This is a genomic window from Gaetbulibacter sp. PBL-D1 (assembly GCF_050509525.1).
GTDB classification, from domain to species: Bacteria; Bacteroidota; Bacteroidia; order Flavobacteriales; family Flavobacteriaceae; genus Gaetbulibacter_B; species Gaetbulibacter_B jejuensis.
The window spans coordinates 16704-41248 of sequence record NZ_JBNWKB010000008.1; the positions used below are offsets into that span (position 1 = coordinate 16704).

General features: G+C 32.6%; 29 protein-coding genes and 2 pseudogenes. 11 read left to right on the top strand and 20 right to left on the bottom strand.

Annotated elements, in window-relative coordinates:
- Nucleotides 1-138: 138 nt before the first annotated feature.
- Nucleotides 139-1227 (bottom strand): M42 family metallopeptidase, encoded by a 1089-nt coding sequence (locus tag ACQ0RB_RS08130; RefSeq protein WP_430497716.1) that lies wholly within the window; start codon nt 1225-1227, stop codon nt 139-141.
- Nucleotides 1228-1357: 130 nt separating this feature from the next.
- On the opposite strand from ACQ0RB_RS08130, the pseudogene ACQ0RB_RS08135 reads away from it, so the two are divergent.
- The 3 genes and pseudogenes from ACQ0RB_RS08135 (at nt 1358) to ACQ0RB_RS08145 (ending at nt 3171) form a co-directional block, all read left to right on the top strand.
- Nucleotides 1358-2046, top strand: a pseudogene (locus tag ACQ0RB_RS08135) (DUF4294 domain-containing protein).
- On the top strand, nt 2043-2672 hold the full coding sequence (gene trhA / locus ACQ0RB_RS08140; RefSeq protein ID WP_430497717.1) for a PAQR family membrane homeostasis protein TrhA: 630 nt from the start codon (nt 2043-2045) through the stop codon (nt 2670-2672). The pseudogene ACQ0RB_RS08135 and the gene trhA overlap by 4 nt, the downstream one beginning before the upstream one ends.
- 10 nt (nt 2673-2682) lie before the next feature.
- Nucleotides 2683-3171, top strand: coding sequence for a GNAT family N-acetyltransferase (locus ACQ0RB_RS08145; RefSeq protein ID WP_430497719.1), 489 nt, complete (start codon nt 2683-2685; stop codon nt 3169-3171).
- Nucleotide 3172: 1 nt separating this feature from the next.
- Here ACQ0RB_RS08145 and ACQ0RB_RS08150 read toward each other — a convergent pair whose 3' ends face one another.
- Entirely contained in the window at nt 3173-3601 is a 429-nt protein-coding gene (locus ACQ0RB_RS08150; RefSeq protein ID WP_430497721.1) for a DUF4268 domain-containing protein, read from the bottom strand.
- A gap of 5 nt (nt 3602-3606) precedes the next feature.
- Complete coding sequence (locus ACQ0RB_RS08155; protein WP_131507344.1) at nt 3607-4275, bottom strand: ZIP family metal transporter; 669 nt, start codon at nt 4273-4275, stop codon at nt 3607-3609.
- 99 nt (nt 4276-4374) lie between these two features.
- Between ACQ0RB_RS08155 and ACQ0RB_RS08160 the strand changes: the two genes are divergently transcribed.
- A complete protein-coding gene (locus ACQ0RB_RS08160) occupies nt 4375-5532 on the top strand; it encodes a THUMP domain-containing class I SAM-dependent RNA methyltransferase (protein ID WP_430497724.1) in 1158 nt (385 codons plus the stop codon).
- On the opposite strand, the gene ACQ0RB_RS08165 is transcribed toward ACQ0RB_RS08160, so the two are convergent.
- The 5 genes from ACQ0RB_RS08165 to rlmD are packed head-to-tail and all read right to left on the bottom strand — an operon-like array spanning nt 5529 to nt 9325.
- Nucleotides 5529-5996: a hypothetical protein gene (locus ACQ0RB_RS08165; RefSeq protein ID WP_129760737.1), complete on the bottom strand. Its 468-nt coding sequence runs from the start codon at nt 5994-5996 to the stop codon at nt 5529-5531. The two genes, ACQ0RB_RS08160 and ACQ0RB_RS08165, sit on opposite strands and share 4 nt — an antisense overlap.
- A gap of 18 nt (nt 5997-6014) precedes the next feature.
- The gene (locus ACQ0RB_RS08170; protein WP_430497726.1) at nt 6015-6539 is read right to left on the bottom strand and encodes a DinB family protein; all 525 of its coding nucleotides are present in this window, start codon (nt 6537-6539) and stop codon (nt 6015-6017) included.
- A 37-nt stretch (nt 6540-6576) separates the two neighbouring features.
- A complete protein-coding gene (locus ACQ0RB_RS08175; protein WP_165353694.1) occupies nt 6577-7332 on the bottom strand; it encodes a DUF6048 family protein in 756 nt (251 codons plus the stop codon).
- Nucleotides 7298-7822 carry a DUF6452 family protein gene (locus ACQ0RB_RS08180; RefSeq protein ID WP_262733001.1) on the bottom strand — a complete coding sequence of 175 codons (525 nt, stop codon included), beginning with the start codon at nt 7820-7822 and terminating at the stop codon, nt 7298-7300. The genes ACQ0RB_RS08175 and ACQ0RB_RS08180 overlap by 35 nt, the downstream gene beginning before the upstream one ends.
- Before the next feature lie 51 nt (nt 7823-7873).
- On the bottom strand, nt 7874-9325 hold the full coding sequence (gene rlmD / locus ACQ0RB_RS08185) for a 23S rRNA (uracil(1939)-C(5))-methyltransferase RlmD (RefSeq protein WP_430497729.1): 1452 nt from the start codon (nt 9323-9325) through the stop codon (nt 7874-7876).
- A gap of 239 nt (nt 9326-9564) precedes the next feature.
- On the opposite strand from rlmD, the pseudogene rocD reads away from it, so the two are divergent.
- Nucleotides 9565-10808: pseudogene (gene rocD / locus ACQ0RB_RS08190) on the top strand (ornithine--oxo-acid transaminase).
- A gap of 4 nt (nt 10809-10812) precedes the next feature.
- On the top strand, nt 10813-11262 hold the full coding sequence (locus ACQ0RB_RS08195) for a DUF5362 family protein (protein ID WP_131507327.1): 450 nt from the start codon (nt 10813-10815) through the stop codon (nt 11260-11262).
- Nucleotides 11263-11315: 53 nt separating this feature from the next.
- Here ACQ0RB_RS08195 and ACQ0RB_RS08200 read toward each other — a convergent pair whose 3' ends face one another.
- The 4 genes from ACQ0RB_RS08200 to ACQ0RB_RS08215 form a co-directional block, all read right to left on the bottom strand.
- Nucleotides 11316-11666, bottom strand: a complete 351-nt coding sequence (locus tag ACQ0RB_RS08200) for a DUF2752 domain-containing protein (RefSeq protein ID WP_430497731.1) — start codon at nt 11664-11666, stop codon at nt 11316-11318.
- A 49-nt stretch (nt 11667-11715) separates the two neighbouring features.
- Nucleotides 11716-11991 (bottom strand): CD225/dispanin family protein, encoded by a 276-nt coding sequence (locus tag ACQ0RB_RS08205; protein ID WP_129760744.1) that lies wholly within the window; start codon nt 11989-11991, stop codon nt 11716-11718.
- A 69-nt stretch (nt 11992-12060) separates the two neighbouring features.
- The gene (locus ACQ0RB_RS08210; protein WP_430497733.1) at nt 12061-12393 is read right to left on the bottom strand and encodes a CCC motif membrane protein; all 333 of its coding nucleotides are present in this window, start codon (nt 12391-12393) and stop codon (nt 12061-12063) included.
- Between the two features lie 14 nt (nt 12394-12407).
- Nucleotides 12408-12689 carry a DUF2752 domain-containing protein gene (locus ACQ0RB_RS08215; RefSeq protein WP_129760746.1) on the bottom strand — a complete coding sequence of 94 codons (282 nt, stop codon included), beginning with the start codon at nt 12687-12689 and terminating at the stop codon, nt 12408-12410.
- A 149-nt stretch (nt 12690-12838) separates the two neighbouring features.
- Here ACQ0RB_RS08215 and ACQ0RB_RS08220 point away from each other — a divergent pair, with 149 nt between their 5' ends.
- Nucleotides 12839-13048 carry a hypothetical protein gene (locus tag ACQ0RB_RS08220; RefSeq protein WP_430497735.1) on the top strand — a complete coding sequence of 70 codons (210 nt, stop codon included), beginning with the start codon at nt 12839-12841 and terminating at the stop codon, nt 13046-13048.
- Nucleotides 13045-13596 (top strand): Smr/MutS family protein, encoded by a 552-nt coding sequence (locus ACQ0RB_RS08225; protein WP_134200036.1) that lies wholly within the window; start codon nt 13045-13047, stop codon nt 13594-13596. The genes ACQ0RB_RS08220 and ACQ0RB_RS08225 overlap by 4 nt, the downstream gene beginning before the upstream one ends.
- Here the strand turns inward: ACQ0RB_RS08225 and ACQ0RB_RS08230 are convergent.
- Nucleotides 13593-14525, bottom strand: a complete 933-nt coding sequence (locus tag ACQ0RB_RS08230; protein ID WP_430497736.1) for a hypothetical protein — start codon at nt 14523-14525, stop codon at nt 13593-13595. The genes ACQ0RB_RS08225 and ACQ0RB_RS08230 overlap by 4 nt on opposite strands.
- A gap of 89 nt (nt 14526-14614) precedes the next feature.
- Here ACQ0RB_RS08230 and ACQ0RB_RS08235 point away from each other — a divergent pair, with 89 nt between their 5' ends.
- Nucleotides 14615-15760, top strand: a complete 1146-nt coding sequence (locus tag ACQ0RB_RS08235; protein WP_430497737.1) for a cysteine desulfurase family protein — start codon at nt 14615-14617, stop codon at nt 15758-15760.
- Nucleotides 15750-16376 carry a CHAP domain-containing protein gene (locus ACQ0RB_RS08240; RefSeq protein WP_430497739.1) on the top strand — a complete coding sequence of 209 codons (627 nt, stop codon included), beginning with the start codon at nt 15750-15752 and terminating at the stop codon, nt 16374-16376. Before ACQ0RB_RS08235 ends, ACQ0RB_RS08240 begins: the two co-directional genes overlap by 11 nt.
- 26 nt (nt 16377-16402) lie before the next feature.
- Here the strand turns inward: ACQ0RB_RS08240 and ACQ0RB_RS08245 are convergent, their stop codons facing one another.
- From ACQ0RB_RS08245 to ACQ0RB_RS08260, 4 genes are all read right to left on the bottom strand, one after another.
- Nucleotides 16403-16864, bottom strand: a complete 462-nt coding sequence (locus tag ACQ0RB_RS08245; RefSeq protein WP_430497741.1) for a hypothetical protein — start codon at nt 16862-16864, stop codon at nt 16403-16405.
- 63 nt (nt 16865-16927) lie between these two features.
- The gene (locus ACQ0RB_RS08250; RefSeq protein WP_430497743.1) at nt 16928-17392 is read right to left on the bottom strand and encodes a hypothetical protein; all 465 of its coding nucleotides are present in this window, start codon (nt 17390-17392) and stop codon (nt 16928-16930) included.
- 168 nt (nt 17393-17560) lie between these two features.
- Nucleotides 17561-18160 carry a hypothetical protein gene (locus tag ACQ0RB_RS08255; protein ID WP_430497745.1) on the bottom strand — a complete coding sequence of 200 codons (600 nt, stop codon included), beginning with the start codon at nt 18158-18160 and terminating at the stop codon, nt 17561-17563.
- Between the two features lie 199 nt (nt 18161-18359).
- On the bottom strand, nt 18360-18761 hold the full coding sequence (locus ACQ0RB_RS08260; RefSeq protein ID WP_343797605.1) for a hypothetical protein: 402 nt from the start codon (nt 18759-18761) through the stop codon (nt 18360-18362).
- A gap of 160 nt (nt 18762-18921) precedes the next feature.
- Between ACQ0RB_RS08260 and ACQ0RB_RS08265 the strand changes: the two genes are divergently transcribed.
- Nucleotides 18922-19662, top strand: coding sequence for a DUF6263 family protein (locus ACQ0RB_RS08265; RefSeq protein ID WP_134200026.1), 741 nt, complete (start codon nt 18922-18924; stop codon nt 19660-19662).
- 48 nt (nt 19663-19710) lie between these two features.
- Here the strand turns inward: ACQ0RB_RS08265 and ACQ0RB_RS08270 are convergent, their stop codons facing one another.
- The 3 genes from ACQ0RB_RS08270 to ACQ0RB_RS08280 are packed head-to-tail and all read right to left on the bottom strand — an operon-like array spanning nt 19711 to nt 24510.
- Entirely contained in the window at nt 19711-20334 is a 624-nt protein-coding gene (locus ACQ0RB_RS08270) for a hypothetical protein (protein WP_430497747.1), read from the bottom strand.
- 6 nt (nt 20335-20340) lie between these two features.
- Nucleotides 20341-22764, bottom strand: coding sequence for a TonB-dependent receptor (locus tag ACQ0RB_RS08275; protein WP_430497964.1), 2424 nt, complete (start codon nt 22762-22764; stop codon nt 20341-20343).
- Nucleotides 22765-22818: 54 nt separating this feature from the next.
- Entirely contained in the window at nt 22819-24510 is a 1692-nt protein-coding gene (locus tag ACQ0RB_RS08280; protein WP_430497748.1) for a M23 family metallopeptidase, read from the bottom strand.
- Nucleotides 24511-24545 lie beyond the last annotated feature (35 nt).

Genomic DNA, 24545 nt, shown 5'->3' on the forward strand with positions numbered 1-24545 from the left:
TCCCATCGAGCGCAGTCGAGATGTTTTTTGAGATACCCTTTTTTCAAGTTCTCGACTGCGCTCGAACAGACATAGTTTATGTTTTATTCAACTGCAAGATTGCCACGACCTGAAGGTCTCACAATGACATTTGCTATCTTATTTAAAGTAGCTAAATGTTTCTCCGTTTTTAATCTTTAATAAAGACTCATAAATTAACTTGATAACATTCTCTACATCGTCTTTATGTACCATTTCTACTGTAGTATGCATATAGCGTAAAGGTAAAGAAATTAATGCAGAAGCAACGCCACCATTACTGTAAGCAAAAGCATCTGTGTCAGTTCCTGTAGCTCTTGACAATGCTGAACGCTGAAACGGTATTTTCTTTTCTTCTGCAGTATCAGTAATTAAATCGCGTAGTTTTTGCTGTACAGCAGGTGCATAAGCTACAACAGGACCTAAACCAAGTTCTAGATGACCTTCTTTTTTCTTGTCAATCATTGGAGTAGTGGTATCATGAGTTACATCGGTAACTATAGCTACATTAGGCTTTATAGTTTGTGTAATCATTTCAGCACCACGAAGTCCTATTTCTTCTTGTACTGAGTTTGTTATGTAAAGTCCAAAAGGCAGTTTCTTTTTGTTTTCATGAAGCAAACGCGCAACTTCAGCAATCATAAAACCTCCCATTCTGTTATCTAACGCACGACATACAAACTTGTCTTTGTTTAAAATATGAAATTCATCTGGATAGGTAATAACGCAACCTACATGAACACCCATTTTTTCAACTTCTTCTTTGTCTTTTGCTCCAACATCTATAGTGATGTTTTCTAAAGTAGGAGCTTGCTCTTTTGCTTTGTTTCTAGTATGAATTGCAGGCCAACCAAATACACCTTTTACAATCCCTTTTTTGGTATGGATGTTTACAATTTTACTTGGTGCTATTTGGTGATCGCTACCACCATTTCTAATTACATGGATTAATCCGTTGTCAGTAATATAGTTTACATACCACGAAATTTCATCAGCATGACCTTCAATAACTACTTTGTATTCTGCTTCAGGGTTTATAACACCAACAGCAGTTCCGTAGGTGTCAGTAATAAACTCATCAACATACGGTTTTAAGTACTCCATCCATAGTTTTTGTCCATCCCATTCATAACCAGTTGGAGACGCATTGTTTAAATATTTTTCTAAAAAGTCCATTGACTTTTTATTCAGTACACTCTTTTTTGCCATATTCAATTATTTTGGACTAAAATAATAATATTAATACGATTTTAAGGTTTTAGAGGTTGTAAATTATTAATTTTGGTCAGTACGTTTTAAGTACCTAAAAGTTTGGAATACTTTTAGTTATATACTGTGTATGCATAAAATAACCTACATCTTTATATTGTTTCCGTTTTTGGCATTTGCCCAATTGCGACCTGTTGTAGAGAAAGATACAACAGAGGTTGAATGGATTATAATTGAAGGTGATTCGGTTCCAAGAACAACAATTGATTTAGATGAAGTTATTCTGCTCAATAAATTAAAGTTTGATAGTAGTGAAGACCGAAACGCTATCTTATTTTAAAACGAAAAACTATAAAAGTATATCCTTATGCAAAACTAGCTGCTGAACGATTAGAAACCTTAAACGAACGTTTAGCAACTCTAGATTCTAAACGAGAACGTAGGCAGTATGCAAAGATAATTCAGCGATATATTGAAGAAGAGTTTTCAGCAGAATTAAAAAAACTCACTCGAACCGAAGGGCAAATACTCATAAAGCTAATTCATAGGCAGACTGGTAAAACAACTTTTGAGCTCATTAAAGACCTTAGAAGTGGTTGGCGAGCTTTCTGGTTTCAAAACACTGCAAAACTGTTTGATATTTCGCTTAAAAAAGAGTTTGACCCTTTGAATGTGAAAGAGGATTATCTTATTGAAGATATTTTAGAACGTGCGTTTCAAAATGGATTATTAGTGCGTCAAAAACCTGCTGTTGATATTGATTTTTATGATCTTACCGATAAATGGTTAAACCCAAAACCTACTGTTGATAAAGAATGAGAATACAATCACCTTTTGAAGAACGTCTAAACACATGGAGTCATGCACTTGGTGCTTTGTTGGGAATTGCAGGATTGGTTTTACTTATTCTCTCAGCCTTACAAGTGAAGTTGCCTTGGAGTTTATTTAGCGTAATAGTTTATGGCATTTCAATAATTGTTCTGTTTAGTGCATCAGCTTTTTATCATGCTGTAAAAGGAGAAAAGCGAAAGCATTATTTCAGGATAGTAGATCACATTAGTATTTACATGCTCATTGCAGGAACTTATACTCCTGTATTGCTCATTGCATTACCAGATAGTCTTGGTTGGCTTTTGTTTTGGGTTGTTTGGGGAATTGCTGCTTTTGGCGTTGTGCTAAAACTATTCTTTACAGGAAAGTTTGAAGTGTTTTCAACCTTACTGTATTTGGTTATGGGTTGGTTAATTGTGTTCGATTTTTCTAATGTTTCAAACGCTATAGGAAGCAATGGAGTGTTATTATTATTTGCTGGCGGATTGTTTTACACTATAGGTATTGTGTTTTATGCTGTTGAGCGTATTCCTTATAACCATGTGATTTGGCATCTTTTTGTTCTTGGAGGCGCCATTTGTCATTTTTTTATGATTTATTTTTACGTGCTTTAGTTTTTAATAGATGACAGAAATTACACTTGCAACACCCAACGATTACAAACAGATAGCCGATTTAGGTTTTATCATCTGGAACGAACATTATGCACCTATTATTGGTGCGGAACAAGTAGCATATATGCTAGATAAGTTTCAATCAGAAAAAGCTATACATCAGCAAGTAAAAGAAGGTTTTGAGTATTATTTAATCACTTTTGAAACTGTGCCTGTAGGATATATTTGCATTAAGAAAAAGCGAGACGCTTTGTTTTTAAGTAAGATTTATGTGCTTTCTGATTACAGAGGAAAAAAAATAGGAAAAACAGCAATGCAGTTTGTTGAACGTAGAGCTAATATGTTACATTGCAATAGCATTGAGTTGACAGTGAATAAGTACAATGTCAATTCTATTAAAGCTTATGAAAAACTAGGGTTTAAAACTGTTGAAGCACTGGTAATGGATATAGGTAATGGTTTTGTGATGGACGATTACCGAATGGTTAAAAACCTATAAATTAATCCTTGATTACCTCTTTGTAATCTTCAAAGAAATCTTCAAACTTGCTCATATTTTCATTGAAAAACACCATTACATCTTGCCATGTATTTTTATTGTGAATAGACACCTTTTGTTCTAATGGAAGATAAATTCTTGATATCTCTTTACCATTTTCTAGAAAGTATTCTTCTTCAAAAATAACGTCAGGTAAGTAATCTTGGGTTAAAATAGATTTAAGTGATATAAGTTTTTCCCAGTAAGTGATTCGGTTTTCTAAATCGTCTTCAATGTCTAGCGCTATAAGTGCTTTTTTGGTGTCAAAATGAAATTTAAAGCTAAAGCCTTTTATTTTGGTATCGTATAGCGTCCATTTTCTTGGAAATGATTTTCCAAAGCTTATCCAAAAGTCTTGACGTAGTCGTCTTGATTCTTCTTTACTAAACATACCTTTTAAATTACATAAGCCATTCCAATACCTAGTAATATGGCAACTAGTTTGGTTAAACTAAATTTATGTCCTTCATCACTTTCAAAAAGAATAACTGTAGAAATATGGAAAAATATACCAATTACAATAGCGTTAATTGCATTTACATAATTGGCAGGCATACTTGTATGATTAGAAATAAATGTTCCTAAAGGCGTCATTGCAGTAAACAAAATTAAAAACAGAACTACTTGTAATTTATTACATCTTGATTCTAGTAAAAACCCTGTAATTACTATAGCTATTGGGATTTTGTGTACTAATACACCATAAACAATATCGTTATGTTGATGTATTGGGAACCCTTCTAAAAAGCTATGAATACATAAACTTATAAAAAGTAACCATGGAAATTCCTTGGTGTCTTCATGATGTACGTGACCATGTTCAGCGCCTTTTGAGAAAAACTCCAAAATAACCTGTATAAGAATACCTGTCATTATAAGTAAGCCTGTTTTTTTGGCTTCTAAGTGATGATAAACTTCTGGGAGTAACTCAAAAAGCGTTAAAGCTAATAAAAATGCTCCACTAAAGGATAGTAGTAATTTAGAGTGTAGGTTCTTCTTTTTGTAAATCAATACGATTAAAACACCCAAAATTACTGCATATACAGGAAATAAATATTTGTTCATCAACTAGTGGAATTTTCTAAGAATATCGTCTTACAGTTTATAAGCATTGGCAAAAATAAAGTATTTTTGAATTTTGAAAGTACTATAAGGCATTTATGTATGGAGAATAATTTTAAAATGGTTGCCAAAACCTTATTTGGCTTTGAGGATTTACTAGAAAAGGAGCTATTGCAATTAGGAGCACAAGACATTAAAAAAGGAGTGCGAAATGTAAGCTTTGTTGGTGATAAAGGATTTATGTACAAAGCCAATTTAGGATTAAGAACAGCCATAAAAATTCTTAAACCCATAAAAACCTTTCGAGTTGTTAATGAGCAAGATTTGTATGATAAGGTGTACAAAATGCCTTGGGAAAACTACATGAAACCTACAGGTTCTTTGGCAATTGATGCTACAGTACATTCTAATGTGTTTACACATTCAAAATACATTGCATTAAAAACAAAAGATGCTATTGTAGATAAATTTAGAGATACTACTCAGGAACGACCTAACGTAGATTTACGTTTTCCTGATTTAAAAATAAATGTCCATATCGATAGGCAACAATGTACCATTTCGTTAGATACATCAGGAGAATCGTTACACAGAAGAGGCTATAAAACAGCTACCAACATTGCACCAATAAACGAAGTGCTAGCTGCAGGATTGATTATGCTATCAGGTTGGGATGGACAGAGTGATTTTATGGACCCAATGTGTGGTAGTGGAACCATTTTAGCCGAAGCAGCAATGATAGCTTGTAATATTCCGCCTAATTTAATGCGAAAAGAATTTGCTTTTGAAAGATGGCAGGATTGGGATGTGGATTTATTTGAAACCATTGAAGAGTCTTTATTGAAAAAGACCAGAGATTTTCATCATAAAATTATAGGTTACGACAAGTCACCAAGTGCTGTTAAAAAAGCTAAAGACAATATAAAAAACGCGCACTTAGACGAGTTTATAAGCATTCAGCATGAAGACTTTTTTAAGACCCAAAAAGCAGGAGATAAAAAGCTGCACATGGTTTTTAATCCGCCTTATGGAGAACGTTTAGATATTGACATGGAGAAATTTTATACCAATATTGGTGATACCCTAAAACAAGGTTACCCAGGAACTCACGCTTGGTTTATTACCTCTAACTTAGATGCGCTAAAGTTTGTAGGCTTACGACCTTCACGAAAAATAAAACTGTTTAATGCTAAATTAGAATCTCGTTTAGTAAAATACGAAATGTATGAAGGCAGTAAGAAAGCTAAATATATGGACTAGTCTAAAAACTTGAAGGACTCCAGAATTTTAACACCTTGTTTTACACTAATATCATAGCAATATAGGTTTATATCATATGCTTTTTTATTGTCCTCTCTATAAATTACAGCATTTAAAACATAATCTTCACCATCACGACAAACTGTGTAGTGGCTCATATAGTTAGGTAAAAAAGGACGACCATCTTCAATAATATCCATATACATATTTTTACAACCTTCTCTGCTCACAAGTTTAAGAGTGTTTGAATTTTTATCAACGTTTTGGTTAATAGTAACAATTTGCATATTTATGCCTAAAACATCATTTTCTCCATCATAATCGGTTTCATCTTCATCTCCTTCAGTATCAATTTTTTGTTTTGTTTCAAAGGTGAGTTTACCATCTTTCCAAACGTTAACGTATTGTGCATTGGCATTAAGTGAAAGTGTTAAAAATGCGATAAATAGAAGTGTTTTTTTCATAAGTATATAGTTAATTGATTAATAGTTTTCTTGTAACTGTTTAGTGTGGTGCTCTACGTGATAAGCAGTCCACATTATTATTTCTCGTAAAGGCATTTTTCCCATTAAAGGATGAGGCAATATAAGTGTGTCTAAATGTTTGTCAGATAACTTTCGAGTCTTGTATTGTAGTTTTTTGTTTTCAACCTGTAAGCGGTTTAAAATGTAGTTTTTGTCTTTTAGCAAAGGAACTTTCATGTTTTTTGATGGACCATAAACGATACCTTTAGACTCTTGTAATCGCTCTTGGTATCTATTTACAACAGTTGCGTAATCTCTCACAGCTCTATTAGCTGTTCCAAACCGATATTTTATAATAAACTTAGGAAGACTTAACGCATCGTTAAGTGGTTTTATGCTTTGAAGTAAATGTAATGCTTGCTGGCCAGAAGTCCATTTTCCTTTAGGACCTTGCTGCCATTTTTCATCATCTTGAGAACTTAACACATCAATTAAAATCTGATGCTTCGATTCTAAAAGTTCAGCAATGCTTTCCTTGTCCATAAATTGTGATCATTTTCATTGAAAAGATACACAATTTTTAGTCTTCTTTAGCGACTTTCTTATCTTTTTTGTAGATAGGTATTAGGTAAGATATATTGTATCCAAATCCTATTCCAAAACGTCCGCTGTCATAGGTTCGGTTAAATCCAGGAATGTAAAGATTTTCAAAATCGCTAGGTGCATTTTCGCTTACTAACCCTTTTAGTTGAAGGTTTAATCCAACATATAAATTGTTTAAAGTTTCGGCTTTAATACCAATAATAAGTTCAGCCCAAATAGCTGACAAACCATCAAACTCTTTAGTATCTGAAGGAGAAAAAGGCTCATTCCAGTATTGGTCAGGATTGTAAATGGTGTAATTGTTTAATGTTTGACTAAAGGTGCTCACTCCAGCTCTAAGTCCACCATATATCATATTTTCCATGTCTAACCAGTTTAGGTACATGTTGTAATCAACTCCAGCTTTAAAGTAACTTCCTTTTGAAGTGACATCGAGGTAATCAGTAACTAAGTTGTTTTCTTCAGTACCAAGTTCTCCTGCTAGATAGAGTCTTTTGGTAAGTCTGTAATCGGCATTTATTTCAAACCCAGTATAATCGTCATCTAAAAAAGAACGCACAGGTTTGCTAAGGTCTATACCTAGTCTCAATCCATATTTTTGTTTAAAAACAAGAGTGTCATTAGATGTTTCGTTGTCTTCTTGTTCACTTGTATTTTGCGAAAATGATGTTATGGAGCATAACATCAAAAATACCAGACTAATGATAGATATTGATGTGTGCTGCTTTTTCATCTTCAATTGTAGTGTTTACGGTTAATGCGTTTATAATCCATACGTCATCGTCATCGGCTTCAATGACGTCAATTTCAGTACCTGCAAATATACTTTTATAACCACAAGCTCTTGATACGTATATAAATTCTGGTGTGTAGCTTACTTCAATAACATCAGTGTTTGAAGCGTTACTATCGTTACCATTAGTGTCGTAGTCGGTGTCTTTTTTTAATTCAAAGAAAGTTGAAATGGTCTCACCTTCATTTTGAAACCTTAATGGAAGCAAGATAGAATCAGTATTGGTGTTAGTGACAATTTCTTCATCTACACCTTGACCTTTTACAGACAAACGCCTTACAGATTTTGTTTCTTCAGGATTATTAACGTCATAAAAACGTATGATTAAATGTGGCGTAGTTGCTGTTGCTTCAGCACAAATGTCATCTCTTTCGCAGCCTAAAAATAGGACAGCAATTAAAAAGACTAAGACGCTAATTTTTTTTATCATTATAATTTTTCTTTTTTCAGTGATAGTCTACACAAGATTTTTTGTAATAGCTTACTTTTCAAATAAAACCACAGTCTCAATATGTGCTGTATGTGGAAATTGATCCACAAGACTAAGCTTTTTTATTTCATATCCTGACTGCATTAATTGCTCAGTATCTCTAGCTTGTGTGGCTGGATTGCAAGATACATAAACCAAACGTTCTGCGCCTAGGTTTATTATTTTATTTAAAGTTTTTGGCGCAATACCAGCTCTGGCAGGATCTAAGATAATGGTTCTTATTTTGTTTTTAAACTCAGGATGCTCGGTTAAGAATTTACCAACATCAGCAGCATAAAATTCTAAGCCTTTAATGTTGTTTCGTTTTGCATTTTCTTTAGCATCTGCAATGGCTGAAGCTACAATATCTACACCAACAATTTTAGCATTGTTGGATTTGCTAGCAACTATTTGTCCTATGGTTCCTGTACCACAAAATAAATCTAAAACAACGGTATTGTCTATAGCGTCTTTATTTTCTAAAGCATAATCAACTACTTTAGAGTATAGTTTTTCAGCACATTTTGGGTTGGTTTGAAAGAAGCTTTTCATGCTAATTTCAAAATTAAGGCCTAGTAGTTCTTCAACTATTTTATCTTCACCATAAACTAAGCGTATGCTTCCAGTGGTAGCAATGGTTCTATCTCCAATTTCGTCATTAATGGTATGTAATAAACCAGCAACTCTATCTCCAAACAATTCTACTAAATAGTTAGCAAATGCATCTAAATCAAATTGGTCTAAATCATAAGAAGTAGTCACTAAATTGAATAGCAGCTTATTGGTTTTATAGGATTTTCTAACCACAAAAAAACGGAAAAACCCTTCTTTTTTAGGAGCATGCCATGGTGCTAATCCTGTGTTTTCGCAATACGCTCTAATGTCTTTAAGGTGGTTTTCTAACTGCGCATCGAATAAACCAGAATCGCTATTTAAGTTATCACCACACCACCAAAGACCACGACGTTTAAACCCAAGTGTAAACTCGTCTACGTCAGTTTTAGCTTCACGATTATAACCAATAGCTGAAAAGCCATATTCCATTTTATTACGATAATGAAATGTATTAGGTGAACTTACAAACTCATCAAACTTGGTTTCTATATCCTTTACTTTTCCAATACGCTTAAAAAGTTCTAATGTACTTTGCGTTTTATAGTCATGCTGTTTGTCTATTGGCAGCTGAATATAAGGTGCACCAGGAATATCTTGATAAGGAGTTTCTACTTCATCTTCAGAAGGTTTTAAAACATCAAGCAACTTACATTCGGCATATTTTTTACTCGATTTTTTAACCTGAGCTTTCACTAACTGACCAGGTAAAGTATTAGGCACAAAAACAACAAACTCACCATGTTCATTTCTAATACGTCCTATACCTTTACCACCAAAAGCATAATCTTCTATTAAGATATCTATCGTTTCGCCACGTTTTACAAACTTATTGCGTTCTCGTCTTGCCATGTACTTAAAATTTTGATTGCAAAGATAGTGGCATTTTATAAAATTCTACACTTAAAATTGATAGTGATTATTTATAAATCGTGCAGAAATTACTAAATTTACATCCTCTAGGGATGATTTCTCTCCCACGCTGCTTTTTCTAAGCGTCACCATAACTTCAAAAATGGTTGCGCAACGCTTATGAAAGAATAAAGGTAGAGCAGGAATGGTTATTTTTTCACAATTAAAATTTTTTTAAAATGGCTGTTTTAGACCAATTAACATCGCAACAAGCGATAGATTTAGAAAACAAGTATGGTGCACACAATTACCATCCGTTACCTGTAGTGTTGAGTAGAGGAGAAGGTGTCCATGTTTGGGATGTAGAAGGTAAGCAATATTATGATTTTTTATCGGCTTACTCAGCAGTTAACCAAGGACATTGTCACCCAAAAATTGTAGATGCCATGGTATCTCAAGCAAAAACATTAACCTTAACTTCTAGAGCGTTTTATAACGACATGCTAGGAAAGTATGAGCAGTTTGCAACTGAGATGTTTGGGTTTGATAAATTGTTGCCAATGAATACAGGAGCTGAAGCTGTTGAAACGGCTTTAAAGCTTTGTAGAAAATGGGCTTATGAAGTAAAAGGTATTTCGAAAACGATGCTGAAATTATTGTTTGCGAAAACAATTTCCACGGAAGAACTACTACAATTATCTCGTTTAGTAACGATCCTGTAGCACGTAAAAACTTTGGACCTTATACTAAAGGGTTTATAAAAATTGAATACGATAATCTAGAAGCTTTAGAAACTGCTTTAAAAAACAATCCTAACGTAGCAGGTTTTATGGTTGAGCCAATACAAGGAGAAGCAGGAGTTTATGTGCCAAGTGATGGGTATTTAGCCAAAGCAAAGGCGTTATGTGAAGCCCATGGTGTACTTTTTATTGCAGACGAAGTGCAAACTGGTATTGCTAGAACAGGAAAGTTGTTAGCTGTAGACCATGAAAATGTAAAACCAGATGTGTTAATTCTTGGTAAAGCATTATCTGGAGGTGCTTATCCTGTTTCGGCTGTGTTAGCAAACGATAACATTATGAATGTGATTAAACCAGGAAACCACGGAAGTACTTTTGGTGGTAATCCTGTTGCTGCTGCTGTTGCTATTGCTGCTTTAGAAGTGGTTAAAGACGAGAAGCTAGCTGAAAACGCTGAAACACTAGGACAATTATTCCGTGAGGAAATGAATAAATACATTGCAACAAGTTCTACCGTTAATTTAGTTAGAGGAAAAGGATTGCTAAATGCTATTGTTATAAATGATGATGAAGATAGCGATACAGCTTGGAACATTTGTTTGGCATTAAGAGATAATGGTCTTTTAGCTAAACCAACACATGGTAATATTATTAGATTTGCTCCACCTTTAGTAATGAACAAGGAGCAACTTTTAGACTGTGTGTCAATTATAACAAAGACATTACAACAATTTGAAAACTAAATTTATGGAACAGCAATCGGCTTTTAAAAGCTTTGAACTAGACGTTAATCAAGAGATTATTGATTATTTAAAAGAAACATCTAAATGGTCTTATATTTTATCAATATTAGGATTTGTAGGAATAGGTTTTATGCTTATTGGAGCATTGATTATGGCCATTTCAGGAGGCATTGCAAACAGTGGATTTGATGGAGCGTATGGAGCAGGATACGCAGTAGGTGTAGCGTTTGTATATGTTGTTTTAGCGCTTGTTTATTTGTTTCCTGTGTTATACTTATTTAGGTTTTCTAAAAACATGAAAAGTGCGTTAAGACTAAGCAATAATCAAGACTTTAAAAAGGCGTTTGCAAACCTAAAATCTCACTATAAGTTTATCGGGATTTTTACTATTGTAGTTATTTCTTTATACGCTTTAATTTTAATAGGAGCAGTAGTTGGAGCTTCCTTATTTTAAAAACTGACAATAATTTATAAGAAAAAAAGCGACCATTTGGTTGCTTTTTTTTGTTAAGGTGCTAACTCGGTAAACGGAAAAACACTAATATTTCTAAGTATCCAAAACAGAATAACAATTACTAAAATTACTTTTGTAGTAATTGGTTTATGAGTTAGGTTTTTATAGGTTGTTGTGGTGAATTTGTTAAGCAAAAATAAGATAGACTGATACCCTAAAACTACAAATAAAAGAAGTATTAGATAGTTGTGTCTTATACCTTCAACAATTTCACCATTAATTAACTTGTGTATTGCTCTTTGACTACCACAACCAGGACAGAAAATGCCAGTAAGAGCATAAAAAGGACATTTAGGAAAAAAAGCGTGGTTAGACGGATTCCAAAAAAAATATAGTGATAGCATTCCTAAAAATACTATCACTATACTTGTATATATTACTATTTTTTTTGACTTAGTAACCACCATTAGCAATTGCTCCAAGCATTGCAACTCCAAAGATTAAAATATAAAGTAACCATCCTACAAGTGCAATAACCACAGAAACAATTCCCCAAGTTTTTGCATTCTTAGAAGCGCGTACTGCTTCATCATACTTTCCGTCTTCATATAATGAATTAACTTTTGTAGCGTAAATAATGCTCACAATACCAGAAGGTAAACAGCATAAAATGGTACTTATTATAGCTAAGGCTAAGTAACTATTAGGTCTTGTAGGTTTTTGTTCCATGTAATAATTTTTTGTTTAGTTAGTGTTCAAATGTAATAAAAAAAGCGACCATTTGGTCGCTTTTCTCATTTATTGATTTTGTTGTTGGTACTGTTCCATTATTTCTCTGGACTGTTCCATCATCTCATCCCAACCAACTGTTGAAATTCGGTATATAGTAAAAATTAAGTATGCTATATTTATTATTAGTATTACCATTGCTACAATTTTGGCAGTGTTCATTGCTTTAACACTATCATGATCGTAGTTTTCAGGGGCTGCTTGAGCTTGCTTTAATTTACTTTGTGCAATAAAAAAAGCAATACCAGCAAGGATAAATCCTGAACCTCCTATGCAGCAGCATAGTAATCCTAGAATTGCTAATACATAAACAATAGTTGGGTTGAGTTTTTGTTGTTCCATAATTTTAGTTTTGATTAGATTATTTTTAGTAAAAAGTTACCTACAATAATAACAATGTTAATGATTACCAATGTAAGAATAATTTTTTGAGAAATCTCATAAATCTTAAGCGCATTTACTATTAGCATCCCAAAAAGGAGTATAAGTGTATAAATAGCAGGATACATAAAAAATGCACCAATAAAGTCGCCTTCAAGAATAAGTGCAACCGATCGTTGCATGCCACAACCCATACACTCAAAGCCAAACAACTTTTTGTTTAAGCAAGGTAACATATAGTCTTCGTATTGCGACATGGTACTGTTTTAGTTCTTACAAATGTAAAAAAAGTTAAAAATGAAACTAAGGTTTCTTTGTTTTTTAGTGAAAATTTGAACGATTTAGCTTAATGCTTTACTTTTGTATCTATTACTTTATAGATAACATATTTTTAATAGGCAAACACATGAGTTTATCAAGAACCATAAATTTTATTTTGATTTTATCTGGCGGAATTATTGCAATTTATGCCAAAGCAGGTGATGGACAAAGTGTTTATTTGCTAATGGCAGGAATTGTACTATTAATGATGGGTATTTACAGGACTTCTCGTAATATTCCTAGTAAATATAAAAACGATGACACTAACGACTCTGATAATAATACTGCACAATGAAATTTAAAAAAGGCGATAAAGTTTCAGTATTAGATGAAGACATTTCTGGTGTTGTTTTAAAAACTTCAGATGCACAAGTGAGTATTGAAACTCCTGATGGTTTTGTGTTTGAATTTCCTGCAAGCGAACTTATAAAAACTGATGCTTCAATACAATCTGAATTGTTTTCTACACAAAGTGCTAGTGCTGTTATTCAAGAAAAAGAGCAGCAACAAAGACGAAAACTTCCTAAGATAAAGCCTAAAGAGCGTAATAATCCTGCAATGGAAGTTGATCTTCACATACACAAGCTTACTGATCATGACTCTAGAATGACTAGTCATGAAAAGTTAACTTTACAGTTAGATACAGCTCAACGACAACTAGAATTTGCAATAAAAAAGCGAATTCAAAAAATCGTATTTATTCATGGCGTAGGAGAAGGCGTTCTAAAAATGGAGTTAGAAACATTGTTTCGACGCTATGACAACATTAAGTTTTACGACGCAGACTACAAAAAATACGGTTTAGGAGCTACTGAGGTTTATATTTACCAAAATGTGAATTAGTCTTCTTCAGGAAACGTAATTATAGTTTCATAAGTTCCAAAGAAGTAATAATCCATACTTAAAGCACCTAAATTGAAAGGATCATTAATTTCAAAATTCGTGGTTACTGTTCTAGTGTAAGTATTGTCTATAAACTCATCAACCACAAAAGTATCAGCAGCATCTGCGTCTAAATACCTTGCAATAGTTGCATCTATAGCAAAATCGTTAGTTGGGTTTTTGTCCATATCTTCATCCTCATAACGTGTTAATACACCATCACCATCATCGTCATTATCTAAATAGTTAGGTAAAGGTATTTCAGGAGTTGTAGGATCGTTATCGTGGTCGTACGTGTCGTTATCAGTGTTTACAGCGTTAGCTAAGCCATCTTCAGTACTAAAATTATGATTTTCGTTAATGGTTAATACATTGTCATTATCATCATCTTGGTCGATATAGTTTGGTATACCATCTCCATCAAAGTCATCGTCATCATAATTACCATTACCATTTAAATCTTCAAATTCAGAAGGAATTCCATCATCATCATCATCCACAAAAGTAGAGGTGAAATCTATATCTATTGATTCACTTTCATTATCGCTAATAATATTAACGTCTGAACCAGGAACAAGAGTACAGAAAAGATTTTCTGGATTTCCATCATAAGTTCTGTAAATAAACCTAACACTTCCAGTTATAGTACCTTCAAAAGGAATTTCATCAGTTGGAGGATTGAAAATTTGATCATTATTAGTATTGGAAGGAAAAACAATGCTCAACGATTCATAAGGGTCTGCTTTAATCTTATATAAGCTGTATTCATCTTCAAATTGATCGCACAAGGTAAGGTCATCTTCAAAGTCTAATTCAATTTCAAGAATATCGCCATCATCGCAACTTGTTAACAGTAAACTTAGACAAAATATATAGAGTATTTTTCGCATTGTATTTGATTTGGAAACAAAAATAAAAGATTTGATAAACTTATAACGCAGTAAGATGCAAATAATTTTATTTGAAGTATTTTTGCAGCATGAAGAAAGTGTATTTTGATAATGCTGCAACCACGCCTATGCGTGCAGAGGTTGTGAATAAGATGACAGAAGTGATGATGAGTAACTTTGGAAATGCCTCATCTACACATAGTTTTGGTAGGTCATCTAAAGCTTTAATTGAAAATTCAAGAAAATCAATTGCTAAACATTTTAATGCTTTAGCATCAGAAATTGTATTTACTGCAGGTGGTACTGAAGCCGATAATTTAATACTTAGAAGTGCTGTAAGAGATTTAGGAGTAACCGATATTATAACGTCCAAAATAGAGCATCATGCTGTACTACATACATTAGAAGCATTGAGTAATGAGTATAACGTTTCGCTTCATTTTGTATCATTGTTAGACGATGGTAATATTGATATTGAACATCTAGAAACGGTATTAACATCTACTGAAAAAGCTTTAGTGTCTTTAATGCATGTTAATAACGAAATAGGAAATATTTTAGACCTAAAGCGTGTTGCGCAATTGTGCAAAGCCAATGGAGCTCTGTTTCATAGTGATACTGTGCAATCTGTTGGACATTATAAAATAGATTTACAAGATGTAGCTGTTGATTTTATTACGGCTAGTGCGCATAAATTTCATGGTCCAAAAGGTGTAGGGTTCGCTTACATAAGAAAAAACTCTGGTTTAAAAGCATCAGTATTTGGAGGTGAACAAGAACGAGGTTTTAGAGCAGGTACTGAAGCTATACACGATATTGTAGGTATGGAAGAAGCTCTTAATATAAGCTACAACACTCTAGAAGAAGAAACTGCTTATATATCAGATTTAAAGCATTATTTCATTACTAAGCTGCAAGACGTTTTACCACAAGCAAGCTTTAATGGAGCTAGTAAGTGTTTTGAAAGCAGCACATACACATTGGTTAATGTATGCTTACCAATTGCACCAGAAAAAGCACCAATGTTACATTTTCAGTTGGATTTAAAAGGAATTGCGTGTTCTAAAGGAAGTGCTTGCCAAAGCGGAAGTACTTTAGGCTCTCATGTGTTGTCTCAAATACTAGATGAAGAACAACTAAAAAAACCTTCGGTACGTTTTTCGTTCAGTAGTTTTAATACTAAAGACGAAGTAGACTACGTTATAGAGGTTTTAAAAGATTTTGTTGAAAACTAACCCAATTGTAGTAGTTATTGTTGCTTTATTGCTTGTGTCTTGTAAACAAGAACCTAGGCAAGACGTTGTGATTACTCAAGAGTTGCAACAACTAACAGCTAAATCTCCTAAAACCTTTAAGGTTAAAAACATTGGTGATACCTTAGATGTATTTAACGAAGTGTATGTTATTTACAATAAAAGTATGGGAAATACTTCTGGTAGGCATTTAACCAAAGACGGTTATAATCTTGGTTTAAAATGGCAGTGTGTAGAGTTTGTAAAACGTTACTACTACCAACATCTCAACCATAAAATGCCTAATAGTTATGGACATGCTGTTGATTTTTTTAATACTGAAATAGCAGATGGCAGCATCAATAGAGATAGGAATTTATTACAATACACTAATGCTAGTAGTAGCAAACCAAAAGTTAATGATTTGGTTGTTTTTAAAGGAAATATGTTTAACCCTTATGGACATGTAGCTATTGTGAGTAGAGTAGAAGATAGTTATGTTGAAATTGTACAACAAAACGTTGGAAAACAATCTAGAGACCAATTAGGTTTAAAACAAGTGAACGGAAAATGGATTATTGATGAAACTAACATATTGGGTTGGTTAAGGAAAGATTGAGAAGTAGTTAACTATATCATAAACAGTTATTTTTCGAGTTTCTGTTCAAACTTCTCAAGAGTTATTTCTTTCCGCCACCAAGAGTATTCTCCATAAGCTATTTTTTTGTCATAATCTACTTTCAAATAATCGTTCCAACAAGAGAAAAAATCATAATCTCCATTTTGTTCATCATCTAAATCATTTTCTATTTTGGATGGTGCAATTAAATAATATTTTCCAACTTCAAATTCTGTAATATATGGTTGACATAGAATTCCGTTATCTCCCCAAACTTTAAATCTTTTTCGAGATTCAGAACCTTTATACTTTTTAACCACTTCAACTGTCATTGAATAAGGCATTTTTCCATCGTAACCGTAGGTTTCTTCTTCTAGAAAGTCCGAATATTCAATTACTTTGATTAGTGCAACAAACTCTTGATTATCAGAGATTGCTCCAAATCGACAATTCCAATTGCATTCGCAAGAGCAAGCAAAAGATTTCATTGAAATCAGAAGTAAAAATATTATCAGAACTTGTTTTTTCATAATTATTTACATTGATTTCATTTATACATTGTTGTTAGTACCTTTTTTTCTTTCCACTACTAATTCGGTTAATTTATTCAGTTTTGATTGGTCAATTTTTTTCCAATCAGCTTTGTTAAATTCCAACGTATTGAACTTTTTCAAACTTCGATACATTGGTAAAATCACAGACTCAAAATCTCCAGTTAGTTTATAAATCAGATTTCGGCTTTCTGAAATTCCATCACTTTTTAAGATATTTAGCTCAATTCTTTTTCCTATTTGTTTTAATTCAAAGAAATAACGTTCTGGTTCCAAATTCCAACATATTTCCGTTTTAATTCCGTCCATTACTAAAATCAGAGTTTCGCAAAGTTTGTCAGTCGGATTTTCAGGAATATTTGAAGTATTAAATTCCAATTCAAAATCCTCAGATTTTAATCCAATCGGAAGCCATCCATTTTTTGGACTTCCTAAATTTAATTCTATTTTTCTTGGTTTGGTCAAATTATTTGCAAAGGTTTTGGCTGTAATAAGTTTCGTTGCTTAAGCAACGAAAATATCAAATTAAAACCGAATAGAAAATCCGCGAGGATTTTCCGATTAAGAAACCAAGATAGCAAAGTGCGAGGAATTTCAGAAGCAATTAATTATACACGTTGTTGGCAATAGTTTTTATTTTTCTTTAACTAAATCAGTAATTATTAACTCTTTTTCGATAAATGGATTCATAAATTCATTTCTAAAGTTCATAATCGCCTTATGGAAATTCTGACACTCGTTTTTAGTAATTAATTCAATATGATTATTGTTTCTTAATTCAATCCTTTTTCCAAGCTTCAAATCCTTTTCTAAATCCAATTCGGTTGATTGAAGTAAAGGCTTTTTATGTAATATCTTATTTCTCAATGAGATTAGCTTTTCAAGAGTTTTTATTGTAAAACAATCAGAATTAAAATAGTATTTAGATTCAGTTACAATGTTTGGCGTGGAATGCAATTTATTTTTAAATCCAATATTAATAAGGCTGTCTGCAAAATTTTTGTAATCTATAGGTCCAAATTCGTTTATGTAATAATGAAAAATTATGTAATTCAATGAAGCCTCAAGAGTGCTAGAACATAAAGTTACATAAGCAAAATTCATATAGTTTATATCATATTCACTTTCAATATAACTATATAAGCTTTCAAGATTTTTGTAATAAATCTCAGTGTCGTCAAGATGGATATAATTTTTTCCATTTTGCCTAAACATCGAAACTTTTCTTTTCATAATATTGAGGTCAAATTATGCCAACGGTCTCGTATAACCGTCAGTTATGGTTTTAAAGTTAATGATTTTCTGTTAAGTACTGACGTTAACAATTCCGAGTAGATTTGAACATAGTCTCTCGAAACCTCGGGACTCCGTTATTTCATTTATACATTGTTGTTAGTAGCTTTTTTTTCTTTCCACTACTAATTCGGTTAATTTATTCAGTTTTGTATTCCTTTTTTGATTGATATTTTTTTTCGTCAGTCAAAATCCATGAGGTTAAAATCAGATTTAATTTTATGTTTCGTATTGTACCAGATTTTTTTTTGTCAAGTATTACTTCAACTCCAAATTCTACATTCAGTTTTGCCTCTTTTATTAATTTAGTTTCAATTTTGTACTTTTTTAAATCATCAAAAAACCATTTTGAAATTTCATAAAACATGTTAAAGTCAATTTCCGAAATTTCGTTATTTAATTTTTGAGTTTTATTTAAGAAGTCAAACTCAATAATTCCTTTTTGTAATTCAATTAATGAGTCTAAATCGTTTGTTAATCTCCAACCATAAAACATATCACAAAATATATCTGTATGATGCTGTAATCTTTTTCTTTTCACTGTTGATTTTGTCAAATGTTGGGTAATAGTCTCGTATAACCGTCAGTTACTTGGATTAAAGATACTATTTTTCAATTAAGTTGTTACAAGACATTACTGTAAGTAGTCTTTTTATTTTATCTATATTAGCTTTCAAATAATTAACCACAAATCAATAAAGATGAAAAAAATTTTAATACTGCTTTTGTTAGGTGTAAGCATGCTAAGTGCTGCGCAAGAAAAAGTGTTACTTCGTTTAAATTATGTTGAAGGACAAAAATATGCTATGAGTATGAGCATGTCGCAAGTAATTGGTGATGATATTATAACCAATGATATGCAAATAGATATGCAGTATGATATAACTAAAGTCACTGGTGATACCTATGAAAGTAATGCGAAAATTACTAGAATGGCAATGGATATGAGACAAGATCAATTGGCAGTATCTTATGATACAAATAAAAAACATGATGAATTAGATGAAACAGGACAAATGATGAAGACTCGATTGGAACCTATGTTATCGGCAACAATTATAACTAAAGGTGATAATTTAGGTAATATTTTAGAAACTAGAGTTGAGCCGAGTGACATTGAAGGTGCTGCAGACTTTGCAGATCAATCAGGTAGTGTAATTTACCCTAAAGAGGAAGTTGCCGTTGGTGATACTTGGACAAAAACTAAAGTTGATAACGCAATGACGTTTAACTTTATATACAAAGTGAAAGCTATCAATCGTAATAATGTTTTAGTTGATATTTCTGGTAGTATTTCGGGTACTGCTTCTGGTGATATTACAGGAACTATGGATATAGATAGAGATTCTGGTATGCCTACATTATCAAAAATCAATATGACGATGAGTATTGAAGGTCAAAAATCTACAACCGATATGACTGCTAAATTTACTAAAATTTAAAGGCATTAAATTTTTACCTAGTACTAATAGAAAAACCTTGGTTATAGTTTAATCAGGGTTTTGTTTTTTTACTTCATTTGTTAACTCAATAATTCCTTCTTTTGTGATTTTTCCTGTTTTGTAAATAACTTCTTTTTTATCAGTTCCTACTATTTCGTTTCCATTTTCATCACAATTAAAATAACGAGAATTAAATGCAACGTAAATATTTAAATCATTATCTATTTCCATTAATTCTTCACATTCAAAACATGGGTCAGGTCCACAACGTCCAATCATCAATTCTTTTGAATTAACTATTTCACCAGTAATCTTGAAAGTTGTTAATATTGGCATAAAACACTCAGCTTCTTCTAGTGTAATTACAGCAATATACTCTTCATTAATTTTAATTTTTCCATAGATGTAATTGAATTCTTCCCTGTCAAGAATGTTGTTTGTGTCGTTTAATTGGATAAACTCACTAAAATCATCATCACAAGCTTTTATTTTAATAGGAGTTTTAATTATTGGAAATTGCTCAACAAATAGGTTGTATTGTTCAGTTAGCTTAGATGCTTTAGAAATAGTTTTTTTATTACTTTCTAATGTGTTTTCTCTTTCTTTACTTTCTGATTTGCAGCTAGATAAAAGTATTAATGCTATTATTGGAAACAATATTTTCCGCATCATATTCCTCTAAAATCGAGTAGACAACCTTACGTTAAATACTCTTGGTGTTAAGTAATTTGGGATGGCATATTGACGCTTACTGTACACATCTCTAACCCAAGTATTGGTAATTGAGTTTTGTACGTCAAACATATTAAAGATTTCAAAACCTATGGTAAGTTCTTTAAAATGACGTTTCCAACTACTATTATAGGTTTTGTTTTGGTCAACAAGCACATAGCTTATACCTAAATCGGCACGTTTGTAGTCTCTCAATCTGTTTTGGTAGTCGTATGGGTCAGCATAACTTGGTGAACCTCCTGGAACACCTGTGTTATAAACCAAATTAAGGTACATTTTTAAATCAGGAATGCTTGGGACATAATCTTGAAACAGTACTCCAAATTTTAAACGTTGATCTGTTGGTCTTGCAATATACCCTCTGTCTTCAATGTTTTCTTCGGTTTTAAGGTAGCTAAAACTAAACCAGCTTTCAGTACCTTTTACAAACTCACCATTAAGTCTTAAGTCAAGACCATAAGCATAGGCTTTAGCATTGTTTTTTGCTCTATAACGAATACGAACGTTTTCTAAAGTGTAAGGGTTTACATCAGACAGACTTTTGTAATAGGCTTCAGATACAAGTTTAAACGGTCTGTCCCAAAGTTCAAAACTGTATTCGTTTCCTAATACAAAATGAACTGATTTTTGTGCTTTTACATCTGGTTGTACTACACCAGAAGAGTCTCTTAATTCTCTGTAAAAAGGAGGTTGGTAGTACATACCAGCAGCAAACCTAAATAGCATGTCTTTTTCCCAATTTGGTTTTATGGCAAATTGAGCTCTTGGGCTAAATACGGTATGACTTTTACTTTCAATAGCGTCACCACTAACATTCCAGTTGTGCACACGTACTCCAGCATTATAAAACACGTCGTGTTCTCCTAGTTTTGTACGCTTGCTGTATTGTAAATAGGCCTGTAAGCGGTCAATAAGTACTTTGTTGGTTGCTCTTACATTTTGAAATGCAACAAGTGGTCCTTCGTAAGGCGAGTAAGGTTGATCGTTAAACGCATCAATATTTGGTGGGTTTATTGAAAAACCTGCACTATCAATAACTTCCCATTCTACTAGACGATCTCTAATATCTTCATGAGTATACTTTGCTGACCACTCAAGTGTGCTTTCTTCATCAATTTTATAGTCTCCTTTGTGCTCAACGTTTACTATTACAGCATCAAGGTTATTTCTAGCATGCGTAAGTTGAGAGCCAATACCTTCGCTAAACTCCACTTCACCTAAGTCTTCGTCACCAATATTGCTATTGACTTCACCTAGTCTGTATTGCGCTAAAATATCAAAGTATTCCTCTTCAGTCGTGTGATATGCAGAAGAAATGAGTTTTAAGGTTAGGTCATCATTTACAAAATAATTAGCTTTAAATGCTCCAAAAGCGGTTTGGTAACGGTCTTTTTCTTGACCTTCATAAAACACCAATAAAGCTACAGGATTATCTATAGTACCAAAGTTGGTTTGTCTATTTTGAGGTTTAAAGTCGTATTTGTTAAGTGAAAGGTTTCCAAGGAAATTTAAATGAAATTTATCAGAAAACTTATACGTTAAATAGGTTTGAGCATCTGCAAAAACAGGAACTACATTAGTTTCAGTTTCTAAAGAGTTTATTAAAAGACTATTGTCTCTATAGCGCAACCCTACAATACCTGAAAACTTAGAGTCTTTACTAACAGTTTCAGCAGCAATACTTCCTCCAAGTAAGCTTAAGTCTGCTCTTAAACCAAACTTTATAGGATTTCGATATGTAATATCCAATACCGAAGATAATTTGTCTCCATACTTTGCTTGAAAACCACCAGCTGAAAAATCTACATTTTGAACCAAATCAGTATTCACAAAACTCAACCCTTCTTGTTGACCAGAACGAATTAAAAACGGACGATACACTTCAATTTCGTTAACATATACCAAGTTTTCATCAAAATTTCCACCTCTTACTGAATATTGTGTACTCAGTTCATTGGAAATATTTACACCTGGTAATGTTTTTAAGATGTTTTCAACTCCTGGTTGCGCACCTTTTATGGTTCTAATCATTTCGGGAGCTATTGTGGTTACTCCAGTTACTGATTGTCTTGTATTTGTGTTAATTACAACAACACCTATTTGCTCTACATCAACTTTCATTACTGGGTTAAATTCTAGTTCTTGACCACTTTTCAGGTTAAAAGTTTGTGTTATTGACTTGTGCGATAAATGTGTAAAAACAATGGTTATATCTTGGTTTGCTGGTATTTTTAGTTCGTAAAACCCGTTTATGTTTGTTGCTGTTCCTAAATCACCTGCTTTGATATTTACATCATAAATAGGAGTATCGTTTTCATCCAATATTACACCTCTAATGGTAGCGTTTTGTGAAAAAGCCATTGTAGACATGGCGAAGAAAAACAAAAGTAGATAGTTGGTAAGTGGTTTCAAATGCTGTAAATTTTATTTTCTGAAAAAGGTTGCTTCAAAAGTAGAACTATTTCCTACATTATCAGTAACAATTACTTTTAATTTATTTTCGGTATCAGTAACAATACCATCGTCAAAATTATGGATTAATACACCTGTTTTGTATTCATACTCCATTAAAATCCATTTTCCGTTTACAGTAGCTCTGTAATTACTAATACCTGAAAGATCATCGGCTATTTTTACTTTCAATTCGGAAGATTTACTCATCCACTTACCATCGGTAAAATTAACAGGAGTAATAGTAGGAGCTACTAAATCGCTTTGTAAAGCAAATGTTCCTAGTGATTTTGTTCTAGCTGAAAGCACATCTCCTTTTCGGGTTGTATACACATAAGATGGTCTTTGGTAATACCCAACAAGTTCAGCAATAAACAGTTTGTCTTTATCAACATCGTTATAATTACTTATGTCATAATTTATGGTGTAGCTTTTAAGTAATGGTACCACATCTTTATGCATTAATAGTGTGTCGCTACTAACATTAAAATCTAAGTGAAGGTCGTCGTAAAACGTATTGCTAGGAATATAAACTGAAACATTACCTTTTTCTAAAGTAGTTACTTGGTTGGCATACGCAAAGTGTAACGGTTTAATATCGTTGAGTTCTTCTTGTTCTTTTTTGACTTCTTTTTTTCCAATAATAGGAATGGTAATCCACGCATCGTTGTCTTTAAAATCTTTAACCCTTATTTTATAAACCGAAGAGGTGCTGTCCTCAACAATTAAATACCCATTATTATCTAAATCTTTAAGCATACTAAGTGTATTACCAGATTGTGCAAATAATTTTTGAACTCTTGAGCGTTTGGTTTTATAGATTTCAAAATCTATATAACGATTGATGTGTTTGGTTTCGTTAAAACTAAAACGCTTAAAATCCATTTCAAAACTCTTGTTGCCATTAAAAAAGGTTTGAATATTACTAACACCATTTTTATTATTGGCTCCATCTAATTGGTCATAACTTACTATACCAAACCCAATATTTCCATAAGCTTCAACACTTTCAACGGAATAATCACCATTTTTATTTGGTATTAATCTTAGTTCAACACGTTTTTTTGAATTGTTCACATGCGAATTTTCGTCTTTAGGATACGCATAAATACCAGAAATTAAAGGCTTTTTAGAATCTTTTACATCCATGCCAAAGAGCATTGGGTTTATAGGTCTTTCAGCATTATCTCTAATTTCGAAGTGTAAATGTGGTCCGCCAGAAGATCCTGAGTTTCCTGAGAAAGCAACCATTTCGTCAGTTGTAATGGGAAGCTCGTCAGGAGTAGGGAAGACCTCTACTTCATAAGTTTCTTTTTGGTATTGACACTGCTTGATGTATTCTTCAATTCTTGGCGAAAATTTCTCTAAATGTGCATAAACCGTAGTATATCCATTAGGATGAGTAATGTACAACGCTTTACCATAACCATAATGTGAAATTTTAATTCTGCTCACATAACCTTCAGCAGCAGCATAAACCTTTAAGCCTGTGCGTTGTTGTGTTTTAATGTCTAATCCTGAGTGAAAGTGGTTAGAACGCAACTCAGCAAATGTACCAGATAAAACAAGGTCAATATCCAAAGGATTCCTAAAGTAATCTTGAGGGTATTGTGCGTAAGCACTATAGAATTGCGAGCAAAAAAGGATTAAAAAAAGGTATTTCATATATGGAATTATAATAGCTAAAATATTAATTTGAA

Coding starts and splice junctions, on each gene's coding strand:
- ACQ0RB_RS08130 (WP_430497716.1), bottom strand. CDS start 1,227: ATGGCAAAAAAGAGTGTACTGAATAAAAAGTCAATGGACTTTTTAGAA.
- trhA (WP_430497717.1), top strand. CDS start 2,043: ATGAGAATACAATCACCTTTTGAAGAACGTCTAAACACATGGAGTCAT.
- ACQ0RB_RS08145 (WP_430497719.1), top strand. CDS start 2,683: ATGACAGAAATTACACTTGCAACACCCAACGATTACAAACAGATAGCC.
- ACQ0RB_RS08150 (WP_430497721.1), bottom strand. CDS start 3,601: ATGTTTAGTAAAGAAGAATCAAGACGACTACGTCAAGACTTTTGGATA.
- ACQ0RB_RS08155 (WP_131507344.1), bottom strand. CDS start 4,275: ATGAACAAATATTTATTTCCTGTATATGCAGTAATTTTGGGTGTTTTA.
- ACQ0RB_RS08160 (WP_430497724.1), top strand. CDS start 4,375: ATGGAGAATAATTTTAAAATGGTTGCCAAAACCTTATTTGGCTTTGAG.
- ACQ0RB_RS08165 (WP_129760737.1), bottom strand. CDS start 5,996: ATGAAAAAAACACTTCTATTTATCGCATTTTTAACACTTTCACTTAAT.
- ACQ0RB_RS08170 (WP_430497726.1), bottom strand. CDS start 6,539: ATGGACAAGGAAAGCATTGCTGAACTTTTAGAATCGAAGCATCAGATT.
- ACQ0RB_RS08175 (WP_165353694.1), bottom strand. CDS start 7,332: ATGAAAAAGCAGCACACATCAATATCTATCATTAGTCTGGTATTTTTG.
- ACQ0RB_RS08180 (WP_262733001.1), bottom strand. CDS start 7,822: ATGATAAAAAAAATTAGCGTCTTAGTCTTTTTAATTGCTGTCCTATTT.
- rlmD (WP_430497729.1), bottom strand. CDS start 9,325: ATGGCAAGACGAGAACGCAATAAGTTTGTAAAACGTGGCGAAACGATA.
- ACQ0RB_RS08195 (WP_131507327.1), top strand. CDS start 10,813: ATGGAACAGCAATCGGCTTTTAAAAGCTTTGAACTAGACGTTAATCAA.
- ACQ0RB_RS08200 (WP_430497731.1), bottom strand. CDS start 11,666: ATGCTATCACTATATTTTTTTTGGAATCCGTCTAACCACGCTTTTTTT.
- ACQ0RB_RS08205 (WP_129760744.1), bottom strand. CDS start 11,991: ATGGAACAAAAACCTACAAGACCTAATAGTTACTTAGCCTTAGCTATA.
- ACQ0RB_RS08210 (WP_430497733.1), bottom strand. CDS start 12,393: ATGGAACAACAAAAACTCAACCCAACTATTGTTTATGTATTAGCAATT.
- ACQ0RB_RS08215 (WP_129760746.1), bottom strand. CDS start 12,689: ATGTCGCAATACGAAGACTATATGTTACCTTGCTTAAACAAAAAGTTG.
- ACQ0RB_RS08220 (WP_430497735.1), top strand. CDS start 12,839: ATGAGTTTATCAAGAACCATAAATTTTATTTTGATTTTATCTGGCGGA.
- ACQ0RB_RS08225 (WP_134200036.1), top strand. CDS start 13,045: ATGAAATTTAAAAAAGGCGATAAAGTTTCAGTATTAGATGAAGACATT.
- ACQ0RB_RS08230 (WP_430497736.1), bottom strand. CDS start 14,525: ATGCGAAAAATACTCTATATATTTTGTCTAAGTTTACTGTTAACAAGT.
- ACQ0RB_RS08235 (WP_430497737.1), top strand. CDS start 14,615: ATGAAGAAAGTGTATTTTGATAATGCTGCAACCACGCCTATGCGTGCA.
- ACQ0RB_RS08245 (WP_430497741.1), bottom strand. CDS start 16,864: ATGAAATCTTTTGCTTGCTCTTGCGAATGCAATTGGAATTGTCGATTT.
- ACQ0RB_RS08255 (WP_430497745.1), bottom strand. CDS start 18,160: ATGAAAAGAAAAGTTTCGATGTTTAGGCAAAATGGAAAAAATTATATC.
- ACQ0RB_RS08265 (WP_134200026.1), top strand. CDS start 18,922: ATGAAAAAAATTTTAATACTGCTTTTGTTAGGTGTAAGCATGCTAAGT.
- ACQ0RB_RS08270 (WP_430497747.1), bottom strand. CDS start 20,334: ATGATGCGGAAAATATTGTTTCCAATAATAGCATTAATACTTTTATCT.
- ACQ0RB_RS08275 (WP_430497964.1), bottom strand. CDS start 22,764: ATGTCTACAATGGCTTTTTCACAAAACGCTACCATTAGAGGTGTAATA.
- ACQ0RB_RS08280 (WP_430497748.1), bottom strand. CDS start 24,510: ATGAAATACCTTTTTTTAATCCTTTTTTGCTCGCAATTCTATAGTGCT.